This window comes from Pontitalea aquivivens (genome assembly GCF_046507575.1).
In the GTDB taxonomy this organism is placed as follows: Bacteria; Pseudomonadota; Alphaproteobacteria; order Rhodobacterales; family Rhodobacteraceae; genus Pontitalea; species Pontitalea aquivivens.
In genome coordinates this window covers 1-22,974 of the sequence record NZ_JBKFEY010000028.1, presented here as the reverse complement: position 1 = coordinate 22,974, position 22,974 = coordinate 1, and the positions used below count along the sequence as shown (strand labels likewise).

Sequence of the window (22,974 nt, the reverse complement as noted above, 5' to 3'; positions counted from 1 at the left end):
GCGCGCCCGGGCGGACGCCCGCGGCGTCCCATCGGTATTGATGAACGGGACATAAGTCCCGAGGAGACGACAATGAACACGCTTTCAAGACGCGGCTTTCTTGCCGCAAGTGCGGCCGCCATTGGCGCTGCACAGATGCCCCGCATCGCCTTTGCGCAGGCGGTGGCACCGATCAGCCTCTCCGCTGCGACGCGCACGCTCGACATCGACGGTCGCGCTGCCACGGTCTTCGGGCTTGCCGGCCCCCGCGGTCAGGGACTGATCCTCGACCCCGGCCAGAGGTTCCGGGTCGATCTGACCAACGATCTCGATGTCGGCACCATCATCCACTGGCACGGCCAGATCCCGCCGAATGCGCAGGACGGCGTGCCCGACATGCCGATGCCCCTTCTCGCCCCGGGTGAGACCCGATCCTACGACTTCGAGACCCGGCCGGGCACCCACTGGATGCACAGCCATGTGCCGACGCAGGAGATGCAGCTTCTGGCAGCACCGCTGATCGTGCGCTCGCCGGAGGACCTGACCGCCGACCGGCAGGAGGTCGTGATGTTCCTGCATGACTTCTCGTTCAAGTCTCCCGAGGAGGTTCTCGCCGAAATCGGCGCTGGCCATGGTGGCGGACACGGCGCAGGCCATGCTGCCGGTGCAGTGCCCGATCAAGGCGCACCCATGGGAGGTATGGGGGCGATGCAGGGCATGGATCACGGAGCCATGGGCCACGGCGCCATGGGCGGCATGCCGATGGGCAACATGCCCGCATTGGGCGGGATGATGGGTATGGGCGGCCAGATGGGCGGCATGGCCATGGACCTGAACGACTATGACTGGGACGCCTATCTCGCCAATGACCGGACCCTGTCGGACCCGGAGGTGGTCCAGGTCGAGCGCGGTGGCCGTATCCGGCTCCGCGTCATCAACGCCGCTGCGGCGACCGTTTTCTGGATCGAAACCGGCGGTGCCGAGGCGCGGCTGGTCGCGGTGGACGGGCACGCGGTCCAGCCTATCGCGGGCAACCGGTTCGGGCTGGCGATGGGCCAGCGACTGGACATCGAGATCGACCTGCCGAATGAAGGTGGCGCTTGGCCGATCCTCGCCCTGCGCGAAGGCGCGCGGGAGCGCACCGGCCTGATCCTCGCTACGCAGGGAGCCGAGGTCCGGCGCCTCGATGCCATGGCGGAGACCGCAGCACCCGCGTTCGACACCGATCTTGCGCAGGAGGCGCGCCTCCTCGCCCGCGATCCCCTGCCGGATCGGCAGGTGGACCGCAGCCAGATGCTGATGCTGGGCGGCTCGATGCAGCCCTATGTCTGGACGATCAACGGGGCCGTCTGGGGCCAGCACCAGCCGATCACCGCGCGCAGCGGCGAGCGGGTCGTGCTGTCGTTCCACAACATGTCGATGATGGGCCACCCGATGCACCTGCACGGCCATGTGTTCCAGGTCGTCGGCCTGAATGGGCGGCGTTTGGCCGGTGCGCTGCGCGACACGGTTCACGTGCCGCCGATGTCGATGGTCGATGTCGCGCTCGATGCAGGCGAGGCCGCGCGCTGGATGCTGCATTGCCACCACATGCCGCACCTGTCGACCGGCATGATGACCGAGTTCGCCGTCACGGCGTCGGTCTGATCCCGGCGGGGCGTCCGGACAGGGCGCCCCGACCGGCACCGATCCTGGTCTGTCCTGCCCCATGTTGTCGTGAGGGCCGGCCAAAAGACCCACCCTGCGGCTGAAAATCAGGAGGATGAGATGATGAACTGGAACGACATGGGCTCCGGAATGGGTTTCGGAATGGGGTTTGGCGGGTTGTTCGGCCTGCTGATCCTGGTGCTGCTGGTTTTGGCCATAGCAGCGCTGATCAAGTATCTACGGAAATAGGAGAAAGGACTTCGCAATGACCTACACGATCAATCGAATGATCCCCGACGCCGGTATCGACGATGTCGACGCCTGGGCGCGCAAGGCACTGGCGGATCATGGTTTCGGCGTTCTGACCGAGATCGACGTCAAGGCGACGATGAAGAAGAAGCTTGATGTCGATATGCCGGCCTATCGCATCCTCGGCGCCTGCAACCCCACAATGGCGCATCAGGCCATCGGGATCGAGCCGCGCGTGGGTGCGATGCTGCCCTGCAACGTCATCCTGCGTGAAGTCGAGGGCGGCGTGGAAGTCAGCGCCATCGACCCGGTGGCGTCGATGCAGGCGATCGAGAACGCCGAACTGACGGCCGTTGCTGGCGAGGTGCGCGACCTTCTGGCGAAGGCCGTCGAGGCGATCTGAGATGAGCCTGCGCGCCGCCATCCTCACGGGCCTAGCGATCCTCGGGATCGGACTGCTCGCTGTCTGGCAGTTCGCGCCTGCGGTATTCGCCGAGGCGCGCAGCCTTCTGGACGTCGAGCGTCTGGAAATGCTGGTGGCGCGCGCCGGTCTCTGGGGGCCGGTCCTGATCGTCACGCTCATGACCGTCGCGGTCGTGGCCAGCCCCATCCCGAGCGCGCCGATCGCACTGGCGGCCGGAGCGGCCTACGGACATCTCTGGGGGACCGTGCAGGTCGTCATCGGCGCCGAGCTCGGGGCGCTGATCGCCTTCTGTCTCGCACGGGTTCTGGGGCATGATGTCTTGCGGCGGGTGTTCGGTGATCGCGTCGATGCCGGGCTTCTCGGCTCGCAGACCGCGTTGACGGCGACGGTTCTTGCCAGCCGCCTGATGCCCTTCGTGTCCTTCGACGTGATCAGCTACGCGGCCGGACTGAGCCGATTGCACGCCTGGCGTTTCGCCTTGGCAACACTGGCGGGGATCATTCCGGCAAGCTTCCTGCTGGCCCATTTCGGCGGCGAGGCGGTGAGCGGAGATCTGGGCCGGGCGACATGGGCAGTACTTGGCCTCGGCCTCGTGACGGGCCTGCCACTGCTTTGGGTAGCCATGCGGCAAAAGCCTGAAAAGGGAAATCCATGACCGGAAGCGAGTACCAGAAGAACAGCATCACCCTTCCTGGTGCGGTAGCCATGGGCACCGGCGTGATGATCGGCGCGGGCATCTTCGCGCTGACCGGCCAGATCGCCGAACTCGCCGGGCCTCTCTTCCCGCTCTCGTTCGTCGTCGGCGCCATCGTGACCGCCTTCAGCGCCTACACCTATATCAAGATGTCGAACGCATACCCGTCTGCGGGCGGCATCGGGATGATCCTGAAGAAAGCCTACGGACCGACGACGGTCGCGGCGGGCGCAGCTCTCCTGATGGCGCTGTCGATGGTCATCAACGAAAGCCTCGTCGCTCGCACTTTCGGAACCTACACCCTGCGAGCCTTCGGCGGCGATCCGGACAGCATTCTCGTGCCGGTCCTCGGCGTGGGGCTGATCGTCTTCGCCTATCTCGTGAACGTCTCTGGCAACCGGTCGGTCGGGCTGCTGTCCATTATCATGGCCATTCTCAAGGTGGGCGGCATTGCGCTGTTCGGGTCGGCCGGTCTGTGGGCCAGCGGCATCTCGTTCGAAGCGTCGGGCGGAGATTTTCGTGCGGGTGGGTTCGTGGCGTCGGTCGCGCTGTCCATTCTCGCCTTCAAGGGGTTCACGACCATCACCAACAGCGGCGCCGAGGTGACCAATCCGCATCGGAACGTGGGCCGGGCCATAGTCCTGTCCATCGCCATCTGCGTCGTCGTCTACCTGCTGGTCGCATTCGCGGTCGGCTCCAGCCTGCCGCTCGATCGCATCGTGGCGGCGAAGGACTACGCGCTGGCCGAGGCCGCCGAACCTGCGCTCGGCAAGACCGGCTTCTACCTGACGGTGGCGCTGGCGCTGGTGGCCACCGCGTCGGGCCTTATCGCCAGCGTTTTCGCGGTCTCGCGGATGCTGGCGATGCTGACGGACATGAAGATGATCCCGCACAGCCATTTCGGGATGCCAGGCACGATCAAGGACCACACACTCGTCTACACCGTCGTGATCGCAGGCTTCCTGACGGTCTTCTTCGATCTCAGCCGCGTCGCCTCGCTCGGGGCCTTCTTCTATCTGGTGATGGACATGATCATCCACTTTGGCGTGTTCCGGCATCTGCGCGAAGAAATCGGCGCTCGGGGCTGGGTGTTGCTGACGGCAATCGCACTTGATGCCGTGGTGCTGGCCGCCTTCGCCGCGATGAAATGGCAGTCCGACCCCTTGATCGTCGTCCTGGGTGCGATCGGCATGGCGCTGGTGTTCCTGTTCGTCGGAATCTTCCTCGCACGGAATCCCGCCCCGGAAGGCGCTCACGACCACCATTGAAAAGGGCTTGAGCTTCCAACGGCTGGAGGCCGCAAGCTGAAACGAGATACCGAAAGGCTGGCAGACCATGGACCACGATCATCATCACACGGCGCCCGACATTCCGGCTGGGACAGAGACGGCGAAGGACCCGGTCTGCGGGATGACGGTCGCGGTCAAGCCGGACGGACGTCACGCCGAGTTCCAGGGCGAAACCTTCCATTTCTGCTCCGAGAAGTGCCAGACGAAGTTCAAGGCGGATCCGTGGTTCTACGCTTCGGGCCGCGCCGCCGGACAGAAGAAGGCGGCGCCGGCCAACGTCCAGTACACCTGCCCCATGCACCCCGAGATCGTCCGGGATGCGCCGGGATCCTGCCCGATCTGCGGCATGGCGCTGGAACCGATGGTCCCCTCGGATGAGCCGAGCGAGGAGCTGACCGACTTCACCCGCCGGATGTGGATCTCCGCCGCGGCGGCGGTGCCACTCATCATCCTGACCATGGGCGAACTGGTGGCGCTGCCAGTGCGCGACTGGATCGGGCACCAGACCGCCAGCTATCTGGAGTTCGTGCTGGCAACGCCGATCATCTTCTGGGCCGCGCTCCCGTTCTTCCGGCGCGGCTGGGAGTCCATCGTGAACCGCAGCCCCAACATGTGGACGCTGATCAGCCTCGGCGTGGCGGCGGCCTACCTTTACTCGCTCGTCGCGACGTTCCTGCCGGGTGTGTTTCCGGAACAGTACCGGATGGGCCACGGCGTCGGTACCTACTTCGAGGCGGCGGTGGTGATCGTCGCGCTGGTCTTCGTGGGCCAGGTGCTCGAGCTGCGGGCGCGCGAACGCACCGGGGATGCGATCCGCGCACTTCTGGATCTGGCGCCAAAGACCGCACGGCGCACCCTGCCGGACGGCACCGAATACGATGCGCCCCTGGAGAACATCATGGAGGGCGACCGGCTGCGCGTGCGCCCCGGCGACGCGGTTCCGGTCGATGGTGTCGTGATCGAGGGCCGATCATCCCTGGACGAAAGCATGCTGACCGGCGAGTCGATGCCGGTCGAAAAGGGCCCGGGCGATGCGGTGACCGGGGCCACGATCAACAAGAACGGTTCCTTGGTGATGGAGGCGAGCAAGGTCGGGTCCGATACCGTGCTGGCGCAGATCGTCGCGATGGTGTCGAACGCACGCCGCTCCCGCGCGCCGATCCAAGGGCTGGCCGATCGAGTCTCGGCGGTGTTCGTGCCGACGGTGGTCGCCATCGCCATCATAGCTTTCATCGTTTGGATGATCTTCGGCCCAGAACCAGCGCTGGTCTTCGCCATCGCATCTGCCGTGTCGGTGTTGATCATCGCCTGCCCCTGCGCGCTCGGGCTCGCCACACCGATCTCGATCACCACGGCGGCGGGGCGCGGCGCGCAGGCGGGCGTGCTGATCAAGGATGCCGAGGCGCTGGAGCGCATGGCAGCGGTCGATACGCTGATCGTGGACAAGACAGGCACGCTGACCATGGGCAAGCCGAAGCTGACGGACGTTGTGGCGTTGGGCGACATCACCGAGACAGACCTGCTGTCGCTGGCCGCAGCGCTAGAGCGCGGCTCGGAACACCCGCTGGCCGAGGCGATCGTCGAGGGAGCCGAGGCGCAGGGTGCGCCGCGTCAGGAGGCCACGGACTTTGACGCCGTCACCGGCAAGGGCGTGCAGGGCCGCGTCGGTGGGCGCGCGGTGGCGCTCGGCAACGCTGCGATGATGCGGGAGATGGGGCTCGACACCGCGCAGGCCGAGTCAAAGGCCGACACCCTGCGCGTCGAGGGCAAGACGGCGATGTTCGTCGCTCTTGACGGAGCGCTCGTCGGCATCGTGGCGGTCGCCGACCCGATCAAGGACAGCACCGCACAGGCCATCAGGGAACTTCATGCCCAGGGGCTGCGCGTCATAATGGCGACGGGCGACAACGAACGCACCGCACAGGCGGTGGCAAGCCAGCTCGGCATCGACGAGGTCCGCGCGGGCATACTGCCCGAGGCCAAGAAGGACCTCATCGACCAGTTGCGAAGCAAAGGCCACAAGATCGCGATGGCGGGCGACGGGGTGAACGATGCGCCCGCCCTGGCCGCCGCCGACGTGGGCATCGCCATGGGCACAGGGGCCGATGTGGCGATGGAAAGCGCGGGCATCACCCTCTTGGGCGGCGACCTCATGGGCATCGTGCGGGCGCGTAAGCTCGCCCGGGCCACCCTGCGCAACATCAAGCAGAACCTGTTCTTCGCCTTCGCCTACAACGCACTTGGCGTTCCGATCGCGGCAGGGTTGCTCTACCCCGTCACCGGCCTTCTCCTCTCGCCGATGATCGCGGCGGCGGCGATGAGCCTGTCGTCGGTCTCGGTGATCACCAACGCCCTGCGGCTCAGGCGGATCGATCTCTGATCTGCCAGCCCACACATCCAACCTCGAAAGGAACATCAGATGACCCAAGACATGTTTTCCCGCCGCAAGCTCCTGATTGGCGCAGCTGCGCTGGCGGCTGCGTCGCCCCTGAGGGCTCTGGGGCAAGGCGCCGGACCGGCGATCCACGTGATGAAGGACCCAAACTGCGGCTGCTGCTCGGCCTGGATCGAGATCCTCGAAAACGACGGTTTCGCAGTCACGACCGAGGCGAGCGCGGGAACGCTTCTGATGCGCTACAAGCTGGACAACGGCATCCCGCAGGAGATGGTCTCCTGCCATACGGGTCGCGTGGATGGTTACATGATCGAGGGCCACGTCCCTGCTGCCGACATTCGCCGTCTCTTGGAGGAACGCCCTGACGCGGTCGGTCTCGCAGTGCCCGGCATGCCCTATGGGTCCCCCGGCATGGGCCCGGAGTCGCAGCGAGAGGCTTATGTCGTATACCTGATCCGTCGTGACGGCACGACAGAGACATTTTCAAGCTATCAGGCAGCCTGAGATTCGCATGACATTCAGGGGCACGCGTTGAGGGTCGCTCAAAGCTGTGACGCCCAGCGGGGGTGCTGGTCGTCCACGACAAACGGATGTGCATGACGCCGCGCACCCTTGAGATGGGGGTGGTCGAGCGCCAGGTTGTCATGGGTGTGCTCGAGGATCTCTGGATCCTCCTTTGGCCAGAGGCGCAGTGCCGCCATCGCGCCGACGCCTGCCAGCGCTGCCAGCGTCCCGAGGGCCGTTACCGGCCCGAACTGCGTCATCAGCCAGCCGGAAAGCGGATAGGTCACGAGCCAGCAGGCGTGGCTGAGCGCGAACTGCGCGGCGAAGAGCGCAGGGCGGTCTTCTGGGTGGGCGGACCGCCGCAGCAGTCGACCGGAGGGCGTGAGCACCGCCGAGTAGCCCAAGCCCACCAGCAGCCACGCGCCAAGGAGGACTGGCCAGTTGAGACCGAGGGCGGCGACCTCTCCGGCCAGACCGAGGAGCGTCAGCACCATGAGCGCGGCGCCGGTGACCATCACCGGCCGATCCGGCACGCGGTCGAGCACCTTGGGCAGCGCCAGTGCGGCCAGCATCGAGCCCGCGCCGAAGGCGAACAGCGTCCAGGCCAGCGCGGATGCGCCCAGCCCCAGCGTGCTGCGCACCAACACGACGGAGTTGACCAGCACCATCGCGCCCGCAGCGGCTGCGGCGAGGTTCAGCGCCAGCAGGCCGCGCAGGCGCGGTGTGGCGAGGTAGATGCGGATGCCGCGCGTGGTGCGGTCGTAGATGCCGCGCGGCTCGGCTGGTTTCGGCGACGGCAGCAAGACCGCGACGACCAGCGCCGCAGAAGCTGCAAACCCCACCACCGTTCCAAGGAAGAGGGAATTGTAGCTCACCACCGCAAGCAGGAGCCCGGCCAGCATCGGGCTGACGATGTTCTCGAGGTCATAGGCGAGCCGCGACAGTGACAGCGCGCGCGTATAGCGCGCCTCCTGCGGTAACACGTCCGGGATCGTCGCCTGGAAGGTCGGCGTAAAGGCGGCCGAGGCCGATTGCAGCAGGAATATCAGGACATAGACCTGCCAGACCTCGGTGACGAAGGGCAGGCACAGCGCGACACCCGCCCGCACCAGATCCAGCGCAACCAGAAGCGCCCGACGGTTCACCCGGTTCGCAAAGGCCCCGGCGATGGGGGCGATGCCGACATAGGCCAACATCTTGATGGTGAAGACCGTGCCCAGCACCAGGCCTGCGTTGTCGCCCGCCAGATCGTAGGCCAGAAGCCCGAGCGCGACTGTGGCAAGACCCGTGCCTAGAAGCGCCACGACCTGAGCAGCGAAGAGATGGCGATAGGTACGGTCAGCAAGGACTTCCAGCACGGGGGTAACCTCAGAGGTATCGGGAGATGGCCTTCAGTTCGTCACGATCTGCGGCCGAATGCTCGGCATCAAGGCAATGATCCACGTGGTCGTGGATCAGCGCCCGCTTGGCGTTCACCACGGCCTTCTCGACCGCCTGAAGCTGTTGCGCGATCTCGAGGCAGGGCTTGCCCTCCTCGATCATGCCGATCACGGCCCGCAGATGACCGTCGGCGCGTTTCAGCCGGGCGATCAGGGCGGGATGGGTTGCGTGGACATGGGGCTTTGTCATAGGAAGACGTTATCCCCCCTGGGAGGATAGAACAAGATGGCCTCAGAAGAGGCTGCGCACATGGGCAGACAGGCAATATCGATGAGACCGCTGGCGACATTCGGAAGACAGGCGTTTGCCGCGCTTCTCTGCCTGTCGCTTGTTGTCTGGTCCGTCATGCCGACCGCGACCCACACGCCGACCGTCTTCGAGACCATCCAGGATCACCTCGAGATGATCGCGGATCACGGGCATTCCCACGGGTTCGAGGAAGACCTCTACTGGGCGATGCACGGTCACAGCCATGACGTGGCCGACCACGACCACAGTCAGGCGTTCCTGGCGCTCGGGGACCGGAGCCATCCGACCTCCGCCTACCGGGATGTGTGGCGGCTCAAGGCCTCGCCGGGCGGCGGGCACCACACATTCAGGATCGAACGACCTCCGCGTGCCTGATCGGCGCCGCGCGCTGCTTCACCGATCATTCAATCGCACGAACGGAGACCATTTCATGAGTTCCAACTCGACGGGCCTGTGCACGCTCGCGCCGCGACGCGTCACGGCCATCCTTCTGACAGCCCTTGCGCTCTACGCCACCAGCGTGGCGCAGGTGCTCGCCCATGACGTCACCCCCGGTGACGCGGGCTACATCCAGGAAATTTGGGGGGTGCACATCATCTCCTTCATCTATCTCGGCGCCAAGCACATGGTGACGGGCTACGACCACATCCTGTTCCTTCTCGGCGTCGTCTTCTTCCTCTACCGGATGAAGGACGTCGCCATCTATGTCAGCATCTTCGCGGTCGGGCACTCGGTGACGATGCTCGCCGGTGTCTGGTGGGGATGGGGCATCAACGCCTACATCATCGACGCGATCATCGGACTGTCGGTCGTCTACAAGGCGCTCGACAACCTCGGGGCCTACCGCGCGTGGTTCGGGGTCCAGCCGAACACCAAGGCCGCGACCCTGATCTTCGGCCTGTTCCACGGCACCGGCCTCGCGTCGAAGATCATCGAATACGACATCTCTGACGATGGCCTCCTGTGGAACCTGCTGGCGTTCAACGTCGGCGTCGAGGTCGGCCAGATCCTCGCGCTTTTCGCGATCCTCGTCGTGATGGGTTACTGGCGCCGGTCCGAGCGGTTCATGTCCCAGGCCGTGGTCGCGAACGTCATCATGGTGGGCCTCGGCATCTGGCTCACTATCATCCAGATCAACGGCTTTCTTGCGGCCGCTTAAGGAGAAAACGAAATGCAAATCATCGAGAAAATGCGCGCCACCATGCAACTGAACGCGGAGAAGCCCGATCCGGCCCTCCTGCCGACGCCCCGGCAACTCCGGCGCTCCACGGTCGCCGCCGTGATCGGGGCGGCCTTCATCGGGGTCGGCGTCTACCTGCCCGCCGAATACGGGATCGACCCGACCGGGATAGGCAGTGTGATAGGCCTGACCGAAATGGGCGAAATCAAGCAGCAGCTTGCCCGTGAAGCGGCCGAAGACGAAGCGATCCACGGCGGTGACCAATCCTCGAGCGTCATCGACGACATTTTCGGCCTCTTCGTTGGCGCGGCCCATGCGCAGGAAGCCTGGACCGACACGGTCACCTTCACTCTGGCGCCGGACGCGGCGACCGAGGTCAAGCTCGTCATGGCCGCGGGCGATGTCGCCGAATACGCGTGGGTCGCAGAGGGCGGCCGGATCAACTTCGACCTGCACGCCCATGGCGACGGCCAGTCCATCGACTACGACCGGGGCCGCGGCGCGACCGAGGGCGAAGGCAGCATCGAGGCCCCGTTCCCTGGCGAACACGGCTGGTTCTGGCGCAACCGCGACGATGCGGAGGTGACCGTGACGCTGCAACTGCGCGGGGCCTACAGTGAGGTGGTTCGGAGCGAGTGATCAATTGCGCCTGCGGGAGACCGCAGGCGCTGCCGCTTCTCCGGAGGCGACCAGGGATCAGCATGATGCAATACCATGCAAAGCTGTTTTTTTGGCCGTCGCCCAAGGAGCAACAATCGCTCCCGGCCTCACCGTCCCAACCGCTTCGCCCTCTCCGCCATCCTGACCACCTGCGCGCTTGCCGTCGCCGCAGCGCTCCGCACGGCAGCAGGCGCTTGCACCGTGCCACGCCCGATCGCCTCACCCGTCGTGAGTGCCCCGATCCGCGCCCTGCCCTTCACGCCGTCGGTATTGAAGATCCCCCGCATGATCCCGGTCGATCCAGCGACCACAGCGGGAGCCGCAGCCACCATCAGGTTCCCCGATATCCCGCGCACGATCAGGGGCGTTGCCGCAACGAAACCCTTGGCGAGGAACACCATCACGAAGAACGGCACCAGTGAGCCGATGTTGGTGGCCGAGTTCGGATCGCCGAGCTGGGCCAGCAGCGAATTCGCCATGCCGACGACGGTCGAGAACATGGCGGCGATGACGATAGGGTAAAAGGCATAGCTGATCGTCGTCGAGACCCATCTGTGGAAGAAATCCTTGGTCGCATCGAAGAGCGACAGCGCGATCATGATCGGGGCAAGGCCCAGCATCAGGGTCAGCATCATCTTGGCGAAGATGAGGACGATGCCGGTCATAAAGCCAAGGAGGCTCAGGAGCACCAGTCCAATTCCTCCCAGGATTGCGCCGGTCATCCAGTTCAAGTTGTTGCCGATCGCGTTCAGGTACTGGCTGAACTCTGTGATCAGGCGGTCGAATTCGCCCGCGAAGTAGGTGGCCCCTGCCCCGCCGCCGCCAACTGAGGAGATAAGAGCCCCGGCCACGTAGTCGAGCCCACCGATCACGGCATTGGCGACTGCGTTGAAGTTGGCCCAGTTGAAGGCGAAAAGGCCTATCAGCGTCAGCTTGATGAGATACCAGAAGAAGGTGGCCCCATCCATGCTGCGGAACTGGAAGGCCATGTTGATGCAGACACCTATCAGCGAAAGCGTGACCATCAGCAAAACGATCGAGCCGGTATTGCTGGCCACAGCCCCGAACTGGGACTCGGCCGCGTCGGCAAGGAAGCCATCGGCAGTTCCGACCATCCAGCTGACGATGCTCATTACCAGTTGCCTTGCGCTTCGCAGATGTCCTGGACGTCGCGCGCGATCTGGTTCTGGTCGTTACGGAAGGCCAATTGGATCTGAGTGTGCTCTGCTTGGGTGTTGGTCGCGAACCGTTCCTCGTACTCGGCCGAGGCGGCATTCCATGACGGGAAGCGGACATCACAGCCGCAGTCACCAGTTTCCTTGATCGCCTCCCACGACCGCAACTCGTAGAGCCGCATCAACGTCAGCGCCTTGTAGGCCTCACGCGGATGGACCTCGTCCATCCATACCGGGCGCGCAGGTCGGTCGTTGCAGATCCGGTATTGCTCGGGGGTCATGGTGACGGCGAGATCGTTTGTGACCTGAGGCGAAGTCTGGGCCGCGAGGGGCGCGGCCAGCAGGGTGACAGCTGCGGCGAGAGTGATCTTGCGCATGGGGGTTTCCTTTCGGTTCATTCGGCCGCGACCGCGGGGCGCACAGCACCCCCGGATTGACCTGTGCTCTGATCTGGATGCTTTGCCTGCCCCGGCAGGAAGAACTCGGTGATGCCGCGGGCGCCGTCATGGCGACCGGCCTGGATGATCACGTCGATGGAGCCCTCGATGTAGTCTACCATGTCGGCATAGGTCATCGGCACATCGGTCTTGAGGGCCGCGATGGCGAGGCGGCGGACGGCGAGTTGCGGGGTCTCGGCGTGCAAGGTGGTCAGCGAGCCGCCATGGCCGGTGTTGATCGCCTCGAGGAAGGTCATGGCCTCGCGGCCCCGGACCTCACCCAGCACGATCCGGTCGGGCCGCATCCGCAGGGTCGAAGCCAGAAGCACATCGGCGCTGCGGGCCTCGGTGTCGCGGTCGGCAATCAGGGTCACGGCATTCGGCTGCTCAGGGCGCAGCTCCGCCGCCTCCTCAATGGTGATGATCCGCTCTTCGGGCGGGATCAGTGAAAGGATCTTGCGCGCTGCGACCGTCTTGCCGGTCGAGGTGCCACCCGAGACGATCATGTTGAGCTTGTTTTCGACGCAGAACCGCAGGGCGGCGTCGATGTCACCCGAAGCCACCACATCGCGCAGCGCGGCGTTGCGTTCGCGACGCAGGCCCTCGAGGCTGCGTTCCTTGCCATAGAGGAACCCGAGCCGGATTGCCTCCAGCGGCAGGGAGGAAAAAAACCGCAGCGAGATGGAGAACCCGCCCTCGACGGCGGGCGGCTGGATAACCTGCGCGCGGATCGGACGATCCCGGTAGAGGATCGAGACCGAGACGATGGGCTTTTTGGTGCTGAGTGTGGTCGAGGCGGCCGAGGCGATCTGGTTGCCGAGGTCTTTGATTTCGGTCTGGGTCAGCGGGGCGCCGAGACCCCGCATGAAATGATCGCCCTGGAACTCGCCCCACACCTGCCCGTCGGGATTGATACAGATCTCGATCGTGTCGTCCCGCTGGACGGGCGCGCCCAGCCGGTCGAGCGAGGCTTCGAGATAACTCGCTGCCATATCAGAAGATCTCCAGATCGCGGTCGACCATGACCGTGATCCGCGTGCCCTGATCGACATGGATCACGGGCCGGATCGCCAGATAGTCTTGCATGACGCTTTGGGTGCTGTCGCGCAGGTCGGTGCCCACGTCACTTGCGATGTCGGCTGCTGCCTCATCCTCGATTTGTCCGGCGGCGGCGGCGGGCAAGGCCCCGATCAGCGAGATCAGCGCGGCCGAGCCGAAGCGCTGCGCAAAACGGGTGTCGACAAAGCCGGTGGTACCGGTGCGGCCGAGCTCGTCGCCCCCAAAGGCGCTGATTTCTACGGTCTGGTTGTCGGGCAGGATGATGCGATCCCAAGCCACCATGACCCGCGACTGCGCGAGCGCCACATCGGAGCGATAGCGGCCGATGAGGCGCGCGCCGCGCGGGATCAGGACGCGCGTGCCGTCGAAGGAATGCACATCCTCTGAGACGATGGCCCGGATCGCGCCGGGCAGCGTGCTGTCCAGCGCCGTCTCGGTCACGGCCTGGATCATCGTGCCTTGGACAACGGTGTTGCCCGGGTTCACGATCACCTCGGCACGCGTCACCGGGGCGGGTCTTGCGCCTGCGCGCACGAAGGCTTCGTCTTCATTCAGACGGGCAGCCTCGAGGCTGTTCTCTTGGTCGGTCCCTGCCCCCATCCCGGAAAACGCGATCATGGGCGACGCGATGCGCTCGGCCCGGGCCTCCGCTTCGGCGATGCGGCGGCGCTCAAGTTCGGCGAGCCGCAGCTCTTCTTCGTTCGGCCCGAGGTCCGTCGGCTCAGGCGGGGTCAGCCGCGCGACCTCGAGATCCATGCGCAACTGGTCGAGTTCCCGGTCGCGTTCGGTCAATTGCCGCTCAAGGGCGCGTTGCGCCTCGGTCGAGGCGGTCTGCAGCGCCGTTATCTGGGCCGTGAGATCGGCGATGGCCTGCTCCGCGCCACTATCCGATGCCTCGACGGGCCGCGCGCGCAGGTCTTCGAGTTCCGCGCGCAGCGTCGCAAGGCTTTCCATCAGCGCCAGTTCCGACTCGGTGGGGCCGGTCTCGGCCGATGGCGGCGGCGCAGGATCGGCGATGGGCATGGGTGCGAGATCGCCGAAGCCCGATCCCGTGGTCTGGAATTCTTCCGGAGCTGCGGTCGGCAGAGGCGCTTCCGGCGATGGCTGCAGCGCGGCCCAGGCCAGGCCGCCCACGGTCACGATCCCGGCAACGCCAAGGATGGCGGTAAGCGGGGAGGGACGTGCTGCGGCGCGCTTCTTGTCGCCCGTTGCTTCAAGGGCCGCGAGGCGCGCGGCGAGGTCTTCGGTGTACTGGCTCATGACGTGGGCCCACCCATATCCTGAACACAGACTTCGTCTTCGCCGAGGCGCAGGACCCATTGGCGGTTCACACCCGAGACGCGGATGACACCATCCTCGAGTGCCGTGCTGTTCACCGCCCGCTCGCCGCCATTGGCATAGCGGAAGATCGCCGGGACCGGCGCGTTCCGCGCGAAGCGGAAATAGGTGAAGGTCCCGTCGTCCCAGATGGCCGTTGGTGTGAACTCCTCGCTTGCACTGACCGCGTAGTTCGCATTGGGCGCATCGGCCGCGACCGCACGGGTCGGCTGAACGCGGCTCTCAGGATAGCGGAACTGCACCACATAATGCGGGGTCTCGCGCGCCTCGACCACGTGGAAATAGTAGGAGCGGCGGTTCGTGTAGACCGTGATGTTGGTGGCGACACCCGAGGCGGCTGGCTTGATCGCGAAGGCCCGTCCGCCCGGCACGCCGTCGAACTGGAAGCCGACTGTGTCGCCCGCGATGATCGAGCGGATCGTCTCGCCCTCGCCGAACTCGACGGTGGTCACCCGAGTCAGGGTGGTGACGATGCGGTAGACCTGCCCCTCGGTCCAGCTCGCGATCCGGACGCGGTTGTCATGTGGGCCAGCGCGCGGCGTGGTCTCGGCCAGGGCTGCGGGTGCGGAGAGCACGAGGGCACTGGCGACGAGCAGGGCTTGCACGGAGGCAAGGACGGGAACAGAGGTCATTCGGAACGGTCCGATCGGATGGCATATTGGGTGACGGTGAAGCCGAAGGGGTTTTGCCAGACGTCGTCGATCGTGCGGGTCCGTTCGGGTTCGAAGGCAAACATGAGCGTGGCGGTGAAGGATCCGTCCTGCGCCCCTTGCGGGCTGGTCAGGCGCTTTCTGAGACGGACCTGCGCACGGTTGTCCCCGATGAGCGTGATTGAGGCGATCTCGACAGCCATCTCTGCCGCGGGGCCATAGCGGGTCGGCGGATAGCTTTCCTGCCCAGAGGTCCACATGGCGCGCATGCTGGCCTCGGCCGCCCCGGTGGATTGCGCCAGCACACGGCGCACGCGCAGATCGTTGTCGAGCTGGTTGTAGGCCTCACGGTCGAGGATGTAGCGGTAGATCTGCGCCTCGATGATGGCGGGCCGCTCGGCAAGCGAGACCGTTTCCACCGTGGCGTTCGGCAGAGCGAGACCTGTCGCTGGATCATAGGGCACGACGACGGGCGGGGGCGTCTCGACCATCAGGGCGACGGTCGCGGCTGCAAGGCAGCCGAAAACGCCAAAGCCCGCCCCGCCAAGGCCGATCATCCGCCAGAGCTGCTCCCGGCGCAGCGCGCCATGGATCAGTTCCTCCTCGACCAGTTCCCGCGCACTCATGCCTGCCGTCGTGTCCGGTACCTTGCTCATGGTGCGAGGCTCGGCAGGGTGAAGTCCATGTAGCGGCGCTCTTCGGCGACCGTGGCCGCATCCACCACGCCCGCGTTGCCCGCGCCGAGTGTCTGGATCGCTTCGAGTTCCCACATCCGCGTCATGGCGATGGCGAGTTCCGCCGTGACGCGGGTGTTGTGGTCCATCGACGCCTTCAGGTCCTCCATGTCGGGGATCATCGCGACGAGCTGTTCGACGCGCTCCAGCGATTGGGCCGCCTCGGCGTGGCTGTTCTGGGCTGCGGCCGACATCACGGCGCCGGTCGTGGCGCGGGTCGCAACACCTTCCGCGCCTGGATTGCCGCTGGTGGCGATCTCGCGGAGTGAATCCTCATCGAAGCCCGCACTGGCCAGCGCCTGTTCCATTTGCGTCCGCAGAGGACCCGCATTGGGGCCGATCAGGCTCGACCAGTCGCCCGCCTGGATGCCGCGGATCAGACCGGGGATGTCTTCGAAATTGGCTTGCAGTAGGTTGTCGAGATCGCCGCCCATGGCGAGACCGAGAATGCTGCGCGGCCCGGTGAGCGAGGCATACATTTCGTTCAGCTGATCGAGCTGGCCTTGCAGGGTCTCAAGCTGTTCGAGGGCATTGTCCAGAAGATCGGTCTGGATCCCGAAATCCTGCAGCATCTGCTGCAGCTGACGGATTTCCTGGGCGATGTTCTGGGTATCGACCGTGGGCACGCCCTGGGCGGTGACAGGCCCCGCGAGGGCAGTGGTCAGCGCGAGAGTCGCGGCGGTGGTGGTAAGGGAACGGGACAAGCGCCGGATCATCGCAAATTCTCCTGGGTGAAATCCATGAACTGCCGCTCGGCCGCTTGCGCGGCGGCCATGGCGAGTTGTTCCTCGCTCAGCGGCTGGGTGTGGACTGCCTTGATCCGGGTCCGGATCGCGACCAGCCGGGCAAGCTCGGCGCGCGCGTAGGTGTTGAGCGCGATGGCCTCGTGCAGGTCCTCGGTTTCACCGATGCGGGTGATGATGTCCTGGACCCGCAAGGCGGCCGCACGGACCGAAACCAGCGAATAGTCCCCATAGACGCCTGCGCCATGGGCCGAGAGGCTGAAGCTCGCGTTCGCAAGGAGCACAGGGTCGATGGTGCCAAGCGCATCGATCCCGCCCACGGCGGCGAGGTAGCTGTTGTACTGCTGCGGGATCACCACGACATAGTGCTGGGTTTCTGCGAAGGGCGGTACACCGCCGTAGTTCTGCACATTGCCCGGACCCGCGTTATAGGCCGCGAGCGCGTGGATGATGTTGCCATCGAACATGTTCAGCATCTGCGCGAGGTAACGCGCGCCGCCGGTGACCTGCAGCCAGGGGTCGTCATAATAGGCCGGATAGATCCCGAGATCGCCCGCGGTGCCGGGCATGATTTGCGTGAGGCCAAACGCCCCCACGGGAGAGCGCGCGCCGATTTGGAAGCGACTTTCTTGCCAGATCAGCGCCTGCAGAAGGCAGCGCCATTGCACGAGCGAGAGGCCCGCACGGCTCACGCCAGGCAGGGCATGGGTGTGACGCGCCGCGCGGATGATCAGTTCCTCGATCCCTTCTCGGGCATCGCCGAACATCCGGGCCGCGGCCGGATTGTTATCCTCGGGCGCATAGAGGCTGGCCGCAGCACTCTCGACCTCGTCAACCGCACCCTGCCCTGCCTCCAGCCCGGCCACGGTGCCTGCGACATCACCCGAGCCGAGGGACATCGCATCCATGAGCCCCTCTAGCGAGGCGAGTTGCCGGCGCTCGATCTCGGCCAGTTCCTCCTCCCGGCTTAGCCGGTCTTGTTGCAGCGCCAGGTCGCGATCGGTCTGCTCGAGGATCGCCTGCCGCTCTGCGAAAAGGCGCAGGTCGAAGGTTGGCACGCCTTGAGCTACCGCTGGCCCCGCATTGGGACCAGCCAGCGCAAGGCCGATCATCGAGAGGGGGAGCCAGGTCCGCATCGGCTTAGCCGCCCGCCCCCAGCATCACGAAATCGCACGCCGTGTCACGGCGCGTGACCTCCGCCCCCATGGTCGAGATCGTGGTCCTGGCGGTTCCCGCCTGCGCGGGCGCATCGCGGAAGTTGAAGCAATTGGCCTCTGCGGGGTTATGCTGCGCGCAGGCTGTCAGGGTCAGGCCAAGGCCAAGCAGCACGGCGCTGCGGATCATGGTAAGGGTCATGTCACTCTCCAGAAATCTTGTCGTTCGCGGTAATCAGGGCCGACAAGGGCCTCGCCCTTCTCCATGCCGCCAAGGATGGTCACGAGGGCGCCGAGCGCGCTGAGATCGGCATCGATCACCACAGCACCCCGGTCATCGCGCACGAGCGCGAGCCGCGAGGCGGAGCCGACGCCCAGAAGTACATCGAGTTCCTTCTCGCTGAGGCCGAGCATCGCGTAATCCGTGGCCGAGGCGCGGATGTTGGGCAGGAGCACCTGGGTTGGCACCGCTTCCACGATGGTCTTGCCGGTCCGGGTCCGCTCGAGCTGGCTCGCATACTGCGTCATCATCACGACGACGGCGTTCTGTTTGCGCGCGGTCACCAACCAGTTCGAGAGCCGCTCCGCGAAATACGCGTTGTCGAGCGCCTTCCATGCCTCATCGATGACGATGATCGTGGGCTTGCGGTCTTCGATCACGCGCTCGACCCGGCGGAAAAGGTATGACAGGACCGCCATGCGTTCCCGCTCGCTCTCGGAATCGAGGATGCCGGTCAGATCAAAGCCCGCGACGTCAGCGTCGGTGCTGCCCCCGATTTGGAACGTGTCGTGTGCATTCACCCCAAAGATCCAGCCGTAGCGGCCATCGGCCGTCCACTCCTGCATCCGCTCGAAGAGATCGCCCTCGTCATCGGTCGAGACGAGGAGCGAGGCGAAGTCCGACCAGTTCCGCAGGCCCGCGTTCCCGGCGCTGGCGTTCTGGCGCACGACCTCTTGCAGACGATTGGTCTGCACAGGGGTCAGGGGCCGGTCGCGGCGCTCGAGGAGGCTTGCGAGCCAGTCGGCAAGCCAGGCTTGACCGCGGGCATCGATCTCCGTCTGGAGGGGATTGAGCCCCGTAGGCCGTCCGGCCCGCACAGTCGAATAGCTCCCGCCAAGCGCGCGGACGGCCATTTCCATGCCGGCGCGATAATCGAAGACGAAAAGCCGTGCACCTGCGCGCCGGGCCATGGTCATCAGGAAAGCCGCCAGCACGGATTTGCCCGAGCCGGGGCGGCCGAGGATCAGCGTGTGGCCACCTGTGGGCTCGCGATCCGGTGCGCCTTGTTCATGGAAGTTGAAGCGGAACCCGCTGCGCTCGGGTGTCGGAAAGAGCGTGATTGGCACGCCCCAGGGCACTTGCGCGGCCGTCTTACCGAGCGGGGTACGGTGGAAGGTAGCGAGATCGGCGAAGTTGTGGTTCGTGATCGCGGCCTTGCGGCTCCGCGCGCCAGTGTTCCCCGGATGCTGCGCCATGAAATGCGCCCGGGCCCCGAAGGCTTCCGAGATCAGGTTGATCCCGGAGGTGGCAGAGATGTTGCGGATCTCGGCCGCGATATCGTCGAGAGCGGCTTGGGTGCGCGCATAGACCGCCACTGTCATGTGATGCTCGCCAAAGATCAGGCGTTTGGATTCCAAATCGTCCTGCGCGAGTTCCAACTCCTGGGCGAGACTGACGGCTCCGTCATTGGCGGCCTGCATTAGCCGCAGCTGCCGCTTGATCCGGCCCGCCATGATGTTGGCGTTGATCGGCACAAAAGAGTGCGTGACCACCATGTCGACGGGCAGATTCAACTCGTCGAGCATCAGGCTATCGGTCTTGGCGGGGTAGTTCTTCACCGCAAAGATCGCCCCGAGCTTGTCGCCGACGGCACCGTCCGAGAGTGCGATGGTCGTGCCGCGGAAGGTAACGCGGGTATTTGCTACGTCCTCGGCGATCACACCGAGGCGCGACCGGGGGAAGAGCGGATGTTCTTCGCCCGTGTTGAGCGAGCCGAGGAAGCCCAAAAGCTCGCCGGTGCTGGCAGCAAGCAGGCGGGGCTTCAGCTCATCGAAGGACGACAGCAGAAACCCCACGACCTCGTCGAGCTTGCGCAAGCGGCGGGTCGTGTCAGCCGCATGTCGGGCGCGGGACGCGCCCAGACCGAAGGGCAAACGGCTGCCCGCCTCCGGGCGCTTCAGCACCGTGAGCGTCAATGTCTTGTCGCGCAGGCCAGATTGACCCAGATGCGCGCGCCAGCGCTGATCGATGGCGGCAGCGAAGCCCTCGCCCGGTATGGGCGGCAGGGTCACGTCGACCGCTTTTGACACCTTGTGCAGGTAGAAGGAGAACTCGGTTCCGACTTGGGCGACGATCCCGGCGAGAAGCGCGCCGATCCGGTCGAGATGGGCGTCCTCGCTCGTGGTGCTGTTCACCCCTTCGAGCCGGATGCATTGCATCAACTCGTTGCCGCGCGTCCGGATCGTCCGGTCGGTCACAAGGCTGACGTAAGGCAGCATGGACGAGAGCCGCTTCTCGCCTTTGACCCATGCCGGCAGCGCGGTCACCGGGTCGATGGCGTTCTCAACCTCATCGGCAAGTCCATCACGGGGCATAGCTGTCGCCCCCGTGGATCTTGCGGTTTGTCGTGGGCGGGGTTTCCTGCAAGGTGATCACCAGGACATCGAGAAAGTTCGGATCCCAGTCCGCGGCCTTCCAAAGCGCGGGCCAGGCCAGCCCCGCGAACACAGCCACCACCCAGCTCTGCACCCAGAGAAACAGAAGCGTCGAGCCGAAGAGCCAGACCATGGCGTACATGATCGGCAAGCCCATCAGCTTGGGCGGCCTGAGAAGGCCGATGAACACGCGGGACTGGTCGGACATCGCCAAGAACTCCAGACTTGCTCAGGTCGTCCAGATGGCGGCGACGATGGTGGGTGCTGCGGCAATGCCCGCGATCGCGACCACGACCCAGAGCGCCTGACGGAAATCCAAGATTCCGAAGAGCCAGGAGAGGAACACGCCGATCAGCGCGAGCGTGCCGATCACGATGCCCAACGGGCCGGTGATCGCATCGACGATGCCCTGCAGAAGCGTCTGTACGGGCGATAGGTCGATGCTTTGGGCCAGTGCGGGGCTGGCCAGCACGATCAGGGCCATCGCGCCGAGCGCGACAAAGGAAGATTTGGACGTCACGACAGGTCTCCTCTCAGCCGCTGGAACACGGCTGTCACACGGGCCACATGGCCTTGGGTTTCTCGAAAAGGGGGAATGCCGCCATGGCGGGTGACCGCTTGGGGACCGGCATTGTAGGCCGCGAGCGCCAGCGCGGGATCGCCGAACTGCTCGAGCATCATCAACAGGTAACGGGCCGAGCCATCGAGGTTCTGAACAAGGTCGTGCGGGTCAACGCCGAGATCGCGCGCGGTGTCGGGCATCAGCTGCCCAAGCCCGATTGCCCCGACCGGGCTCAGAGCGCCAGGATTGTAGGCGCTTTCGACCTCGATATTAGCGCGGTAGAACAGCGCCCACTCGGTGACCGACAGACCTGCCTGACGCAGAGCGTCATGACTGCCGTAACGCAAGGCGGTGGTCTCGATGGCATGGAGGATTTCGGGGGCGGCGCGGACGGCGCGCGGGACGATAGCTGCGGCAGCCGTCACGCCCCTCAGAGGATCATCATCCCCGCGGGGCTGCGGCGCTGCAAAAAGAAAGAGGCGATCTGGAAGGGGCCCATTCTGGGCATCGTCGTCGCCGGTGAACGAGCGCAGGCTGCTCGTGGTCTCGGCCATGTCGATCAGTCGGCCATCGGGGCTGACCTGGAAGATGAAACCGTCGGCAAGGGCCGGGGGTGCTGAACAAACACCTGTACCCAATGCAACGACGAGCGCAAATGCGCGGTCAGTTGTCCTTGACCAGAACCGGGCCGGTTCGTGGCTCGGGCGTGCGCCCGGGTGCTGCATGGCGCTCGCGGGCGCCTTCGATGAGCGGGATGCTGGCGGTCGTGCAACCCATGTCGGCAAGGAAGCTGACAAGACCGACAATCGTCTTGAACTCGCGAACCTTGAGATAGCTACGGCTCGTGACGAGCATCTTGTCGTCACGCCCGTCCTCAGCAACGGCACGGATGACCCATGTGCCGTACCAACTGTTATGGCGCTTCTCGGCGCCATCCTTGCAGACCACCTCGATGAGGTAGTGTTCGGCCAGCAGGCCGCGCAATCCGTCTTCTGTAACCACATTCGGTGCTTCTTCTATCATGGCCTTCCCTTGGGTCCTTTCCTGCCTGAGGTGCAGTATCGGTCCCACGGGCTCGAAACACCGTGGGCGATACAAGACAACATAAACGTTAGCAAGACAATAATAACGACTTGACGAAGATCGCCTTGCTTCGATAAGAGTGATACCCGACAGATCGACAATCTTAAAGGCGGCAAAGGAGTTTTGCCCTGCACATAAACTGTGCGCGCAATATAACCTTGATGCTGCTGATCCTGGGCGTTGGAGCGGCCGGTCCGGCTGCTGCCTGCATTTCCCCCGAGCGACCGTTTCTTCCCCAGTCTCAAGAGGACATGCGGACCTACGCGGATCTGATCCGGGGGGATTTCGAGGCCTACATCGCCGATGTTCAAGACTACTTCCGTTGCCTGGACGAGGAGCGCGCGCGGGCCTTTGTCGAAGCCAGAGAGGTGACCGAGGACTATGCTAGGTTCCTGAATGCTGTTGAGTAAATGAGCTCTGCTTCGTTCTTGAAGGCATAAATATCGACGGGCTTTGCCTACGATCTCCAATTAAGTCTTGGATTCTGGGGGACATACCAAAGGTCTCGAACCTGTGTATCGTCGCTGTTAGGGGTAGGATTAGCGTCCCGAACTCGGAAGGTCGTTGGGATTTTCACTGCGCTCCCAAAAATCAAAGCATGTTGCTTCGGCAGAGATGGAAGCCGCTTCAGAACGGTCTCCGAAATGAATGGCGTCATCTGCTTGATCTGCGAG

General features: G+C 65.0%; 27 protein-coding genes. 11 read left to right on the top strand and 16 right to left on the bottom strand.

All coding sequences use genetic code 11. The features are described 5' to 3' along the window. Positions 1-72 precede the first annotated feature (72 nt). The 7 genes from ACK8OU_RS17585 (at position 73) to ACK8OU_RS17555 (ending at position 7,181) form a co-directional block, all read left to right on the top strand. Entirely contained in the window at positions 73-1,626 is a 1,554-nt protein-coding gene (locus ACK8OU_RS17585) for a multicopper oxidase family protein (protein ID WP_323019968.1), read from the top strand. A gap of 120 nt (positions 1,627-1,746) precedes the next feature. Next, on the top strand, positions 1,747-1,875 hold the full coding sequence (locus tag ACK8OU_RS17580; RefSeq protein ID WP_272947895.1) for a hypothetical protein: 129 nt from the start codon (positions 1,747-1,749) through the stop codon (positions 1,873-1,875). Between the two features lie 16 nt (positions 1,876-1,891). Further along, complete coding sequence (locus tag ACK8OU_RS17575) at positions 1,892-2,278, top strand: DUF302 domain-containing protein (RefSeq protein WP_107754716.1); 387 nt, start codon at positions 1,892-1,894, stop codon at positions 2,276-2,278. Between the two features lies 1 nt (position 2,279). After that, positions 2,280-2,954 carry a TVP38/TMEM64 family protein gene (locus ACK8OU_RS17570; RefSeq protein ID WP_410304690.1) on the top strand — a complete coding sequence of 225 codons (675 nt, stop codon included), beginning with the start codon at positions 2,280-2,282 and terminating at the stop codon, positions 2,952-2,954. Further along, on the top strand, positions 2,951-4,261 hold the full coding sequence (locus tag ACK8OU_RS17565) for an APC family permease (protein WP_410304689.1): 1,311 nt from the start codon (positions 2,951-2,953) through the stop codon (positions 4,259-4,261). The genes ACK8OU_RS17570 and ACK8OU_RS17565 overlap by 4 nt, the downstream gene beginning before the upstream one ends. A gap of 67 nt (positions 4,262-4,328) precedes the next feature. Beyond that, positions 4,329-6,662 carry a heavy metal translocating P-type ATPase gene (locus ACK8OU_RS17560; RefSeq protein WP_410304688.1) on the top strand — a complete coding sequence of 778 codons (2,334 nt, stop codon included), beginning with the start codon at positions 4,329-4,331 and terminating at the stop codon, positions 6,660-6,662. A gap of 39 nt (positions 6,663-6,701) precedes the next feature. Further along, positions 6,702-7,181, top strand: coding sequence for a DUF411 domain-containing protein (locus ACK8OU_RS17555; protein ID WP_107754720.1), 480 nt, complete (start codon positions 6,702-6,704; stop codon positions 7,179-7,181). A gap of 38 nt (positions 7,182-7,219) precedes the next feature. Here the strand turns inward: ACK8OU_RS17555 and ACK8OU_RS17550 are convergent, their stop codons facing one another. Both ACK8OU_RS17550 and ACK8OU_RS17545 read right to left on the bottom strand, forming a co-directional pair. Next, positions 7,220-8,539, bottom strand: coding sequence for an MFS transporter (locus tag ACK8OU_RS17550; protein ID WP_410304687.1), 1,320 nt, complete (start codon positions 8,537-8,539; stop codon positions 7,220-7,222). 10 nt (positions 8,540-8,549) lie between these two features. Continuing rightward, positions 8,550-8,810, bottom strand: a complete 261-nt coding sequence (locus tag ACK8OU_RS17545) for a metal-sensing transcriptional repressor (RefSeq protein ID WP_107754722.1) — start codon at positions 8,808-8,810, stop codon at positions 8,550-8,552. Between the two features lie 81 nt (positions 8,811-8,891). On the opposite strand from ACK8OU_RS17545, the gene ACK8OU_RS17540 reads away from it, so the two are divergent. From ACK8OU_RS17540 to ACK8OU_RS17530, 3 genes are read left to right on the top strand one after another with little or no spacing between them, the layout of a single operon-like run. Next, the gene (locus tag ACK8OU_RS17540) at positions 8,892-9,245 is read left to right on the top strand and encodes a hypothetical protein (protein WP_410304686.1); all 354 of its coding nucleotides are present in this window, start codon (positions 8,892-8,894) and stop codon (positions 9,243-9,245) included. 55 nt (positions 9,246-9,300) lie between these two features. Then, on the top strand, positions 9,301-10,029 hold the full coding sequence (locus tag ACK8OU_RS17535) for a HupE/UreJ family protein (protein ID WP_410304685.1): 729 nt from the start codon (positions 9,301-9,303) through the stop codon (positions 10,027-10,029). Positions 10,030-10,041: 12 nt separating this feature from the next. Continuing rightward, positions 10,042-10,689, top strand: coding sequence for a transmembrane anchor protein (locus tag ACK8OU_RS17530; RefSeq protein WP_410304684.1), 648 nt, complete (start codon positions 10,042-10,044; stop codon positions 10,687-10,689). A gap of 128 nt (positions 10,690-10,817) precedes the next feature. On the opposite strand, the gene ACK8OU_RS17525 is transcribed toward ACK8OU_RS17530, so the two are convergent. The 14 genes from ACK8OU_RS17525 to ACK8OU_RS17460 all read right to left on the bottom strand — a co-directional run bounded on the left by ACK8OU_RS17525 (position 10,818) and on the right by ACK8OU_RS17460 (position 22,240). Then, positions 10,818-11,843 carry a TrbL/VirB6 family protein gene (locus tag ACK8OU_RS17525; protein ID WP_410304683.1) on the bottom strand — a complete coding sequence of 342 codons (1,026 nt, stop codon included), beginning with the start codon at positions 11,841-11,843 and terminating at the stop codon, positions 10,818-10,820. Then, positions 11,843-12,262 (bottom strand): hypothetical protein, encoded by a 420-nt coding sequence (locus ACK8OU_RS17520; protein ID WP_323019976.1) that lies wholly within the window; start codon positions 12,260-12,262, stop codon positions 11,843-11,845. Before ACK8OU_RS17520 ends, ACK8OU_RS17525 begins: the two co-directional genes overlap by 1 nt. A 17-nt stretch (positions 12,263-12,279) precedes the next feature. Continuing rightward, positions 12,280-13,314, bottom strand: a complete 1,035-nt coding sequence (locus ACK8OU_RS17515) for an ATPase, T2SS/T4P/T4SS family (protein WP_410304682.1) — start codon at positions 13,312-13,314, stop codon at positions 12,280-12,282. 1 nt (position 13,315) lies between these two features. Beyond that, positions 13,316-14,641, bottom strand: coding sequence for a TrbI/VirB10 family protein (locus tag ACK8OU_RS17510; RefSeq protein WP_410304681.1), 1,326 nt, complete (start codon positions 14,639-14,641; stop codon positions 13,316-13,318). Further along, positions 14,638-15,351 carry a TrbG/VirB9 family P-type conjugative transfer protein gene (locus tag ACK8OU_RS17505; RefSeq protein ID WP_323019979.1) on the bottom strand — a complete coding sequence of 238 codons (714 nt, stop codon included), beginning with the start codon at positions 15,349-15,351 and terminating at the stop codon, positions 14,638-14,640. The genes ACK8OU_RS17510 and ACK8OU_RS17505 overlap by 4 nt, the downstream gene beginning before the upstream one ends. Then, entirely contained in the window at positions 15,348-15,995 is a 648-nt protein-coding gene (locus tag ACK8OU_RS17500; protein WP_323020010.1) for a VirB8 family type IV secretion system protein, read from the bottom strand. The genes ACK8OU_RS17505 and ACK8OU_RS17500 overlap by 4 nt, the downstream gene beginning before the upstream one ends. 26 nt (positions 15,996-16,021) lie before the next feature. Continuing rightward, positions 16,022-16,819 carry a type IV secretion system protein gene (locus tag ACK8OU_RS17495; protein WP_410304680.1) on the bottom strand — a complete coding sequence of 266 codons (798 nt, stop codon included), beginning with the start codon at positions 16,817-16,819 and terminating at the stop codon, positions 16,022-16,024. Continuing rightward, entirely contained in the window at positions 16,816-17,982 is a 1,167-nt protein-coding gene (locus ACK8OU_RS17490) for a lytic transglycosylase domain-containing protein (RefSeq protein ID WP_410304679.1), read from the bottom strand. Before ACK8OU_RS17490 ends, ACK8OU_RS17495 begins: the two co-directional genes overlap by 4 nt. A gap of 4 nt (positions 17,983-17,986) precedes the next feature. After that, positions 17,987-18,202, bottom strand: a complete 216-nt coding sequence (locus ACK8OU_RS17485; protein WP_410304678.1) for a hypothetical protein — start codon at positions 18,200-18,202, stop codon at positions 17,987-17,989. Further along, complete coding sequence (locus tag ACK8OU_RS17480; RefSeq protein ID WP_410304677.1) at positions 18,199-20,595, bottom strand: VirB4 family type IV secretion/conjugal transfer ATPase; 2,397 nt, start codon at positions 20,593-20,595, stop codon at positions 18,199-18,201. Before ACK8OU_RS17480 ends, ACK8OU_RS17485 begins: the two co-directional genes overlap by 4 nt. Continuing rightward, a complete protein-coding gene (locus tag ACK8OU_RS17475) occupies positions 20,585-20,863 on the bottom strand; it encodes a VirB3 family type IV secretion system protein (RefSeq protein ID WP_107326157.1) in 279 nt (92 codons plus the stop codon). The genes ACK8OU_RS17480 and ACK8OU_RS17475 overlap by 11 nt, the downstream gene beginning before the upstream one ends. Positions 20,864-20,884: 21 nt before the next feature. Further along, positions 20,885-21,175: a TrbC/VirB2 family protein gene (locus tag ACK8OU_RS17470; protein ID WP_410304676.1), complete on the bottom strand. Its 291-nt coding sequence runs from the start codon at positions 21,173-21,175 to the stop codon at positions 20,885-20,887. After that, on the bottom strand, positions 21,172-21,771 hold the full coding sequence (locus tag ACK8OU_RS17465; RefSeq protein ID WP_410304675.1) for a lytic transglycosylase domain-containing protein: 600 nt from the start codon (positions 21,769-21,771) through the stop codon (positions 21,172-21,174). Before ACK8OU_RS17465 ends, ACK8OU_RS17470 begins: the two co-directional genes overlap by 4 nt. Positions 21,772-21,880: 109 nt before the next feature. After that, on the bottom strand, positions 21,881-22,240 hold the full coding sequence (locus ACK8OU_RS17460) for a hypothetical protein (protein ID WP_047997718.1): 360 nt from the start codon (positions 22,238-22,240) through the stop codon (positions 21,881-21,883). A 221-nt stretch (positions 22,241-22,461) separates the two neighbouring features. On the opposite strand from ACK8OU_RS17460, the gene ACK8OU_RS17455 reads away from it, so the two are divergent. Beyond that, complete coding sequence (locus ACK8OU_RS17455) at positions 22,462-22,710, top strand: hypothetical protein (RefSeq protein ID WP_410304674.1); 249 nt, start codon at positions 22,462-22,464, stop codon at positions 22,708-22,710. Positions 22,711-22,974 lie beyond the last annotated feature (264 nt).

Bases quoted from the DNA above. Each gene is read 5' to 3' on its own strand.
- ACK8OU_RS17585 (WP_323019968.1), top strand. From the start codon at position 73: ATGAACACGCTTTCAAGACGCGGCTTTCTTGCCGCAAGTGCGGCCGCC.
- ACK8OU_RS17580 (WP_272947895.1), top strand. From the start codon at position 1,747: ATGATGAACTGGAACGACATGGGCTCCGGAATGGGTTTCGGAATGGGG.
- ACK8OU_RS17575 (WP_107754716.1), top strand. From the start codon at position 1,892: ATGACCTACACGATCAATCGAATGATCCCCGACGCCGGTATCGACGAT.
- ACK8OU_RS17570 (WP_410304690.1), top strand. From the start codon at position 2,280: ATGAGCCTGCGCGCCGCCATCCTCACGGGCCTAGCGATCCTCGGGATC.
- ACK8OU_RS17565 (WP_410304689.1), top strand. From the start codon at position 2,951: ATGACCGGAAGCGAGTACCAGAAGAACAGCATCACCCTTCCTGGTGCG.
- ACK8OU_RS17560 (WP_410304688.1), top strand. From the start codon at position 4,329: ATGGACCACGATCATCATCACACGGCGCCCGACATTCCGGCTGGGACA.
- ACK8OU_RS17555 (WP_107754720.1), top strand. From the start codon at position 6,702: ATGACCCAAGACATGTTTTCCCGCCGCAAGCTCCTGATTGGCGCAGCT.
- ACK8OU_RS17545 (WP_107754722.1), bottom strand. From the start codon at position 8,810: ATGACAAAGCCCCATGTCCACGCAACCCATCCCGCCCTGATCGCCCGG.
- ACK8OU_RS17540 (WP_410304686.1), top strand. From the start codon at position 8,892: ATGAGACCGCTGGCGACATTCGGAAGACAGGCGTTTGCCGCGCTTCTC.
- ACK8OU_RS17535 (WP_410304685.1), top strand. From the start codon at position 9,301: ATGAGTTCCAACTCGACGGGCCTGTGCACGCTCGCGCCGCGACGCGTC.
- ACK8OU_RS17530 (WP_410304684.1), top strand. From the start codon at position 10,042: ATGCAAATCATCGAGAAAATGCGCGCCACCATGCAACTGAACGCGGAG.
- ACK8OU_RS17525 (WP_410304683.1), bottom strand. From the start codon at position 11,843: ATGAGCATCGTCAGCTGGATGGTCGGAACTGCCGATGGCTTCCTTGCC.
- ACK8OU_RS17520 (WP_323019976.1), bottom strand. From the start codon at position 12,262: ATGCGCAAGATCACTCTCGCCGCAGCTGTCACCCTGCTGGCCGCGCCC.
- ACK8OU_RS17515 (WP_410304682.1), bottom strand. From the start codon at position 13,314: ATGGCAGCGAGTTATCTCGAAGCCTCGCTCGACCGGCTGGGCGCGCCC.
- ACK8OU_RS17510 (WP_410304681.1), bottom strand. From the start codon at position 14,641: ATGAGCCAGTACACCGAAGACCTCGCCGCGCGCCTCGCGGCCCTTGAA.
- ACK8OU_RS17505 (WP_323019979.1), bottom strand. From the start codon at position 15,351: ATGACCTCTGTTCCCGTCCTTGCCTCCGTGCAAGCCCTGCTCGTCGCC.
- ACK8OU_RS17500 (WP_323020010.1), bottom strand. From the start codon at position 15,995: ATGAGTGCGCGGGAACTGGTCGAGGAGGAACTGATCCATGGCGCGCTG.
- ACK8OU_RS17495 (WP_410304680.1), bottom strand. From the start codon at position 16,819: ATGATCCGGCGCTTGTCCCGTTCCCTTACCACCACCGCCGCGACTCTC.
- ACK8OU_RS17490 (WP_410304679.1), bottom strand. From the start codon at position 17,982: ATGCGGACCTGGCTCCCCCTCTCGATGATCGGCCTTGCGCTGGCTGGT.
- ACK8OU_RS17485 (WP_410304678.1), bottom strand. From the start codon at position 18,202: ATGACCCTTACCATGATCCGCAGCGCCGTGCTGCTTGGCCTTGGCCTG.
- ACK8OU_RS17480 (WP_410304677.1), bottom strand. From the start codon at position 20,595: ATGCCCCGTGATGGACTTGCCGATGAGGTTGAGAACGCCATCGACCCG.
- ACK8OU_RS17475 (WP_107326157.1), bottom strand. From the start codon at position 20,863: ATGTCCGACCAGTCCCGCGTGTTCATCGGCCTTCTCAGGCCGCCCAAG.
- ACK8OU_RS17465 (WP_410304675.1), bottom strand. From the start codon at position 21,771: ATGGCCGAGACCACGAGCAGCCTGCGCTCGTTCACCGGCGACGACGAT.
- ACK8OU_RS17460 (WP_047997718.1), bottom strand. From the start codon at position 22,240: ATGATAGAAGAAGCACCGAATGTGGTTACAGAAGACGGATTGCGCGGC.
- ACK8OU_RS17455 (WP_410304674.1), top strand. From the start codon at position 22,462: ATGCTGCTGATCCTGGGCGTTGGAGCGGCCGGTCCGGCTGCTGCCTGC.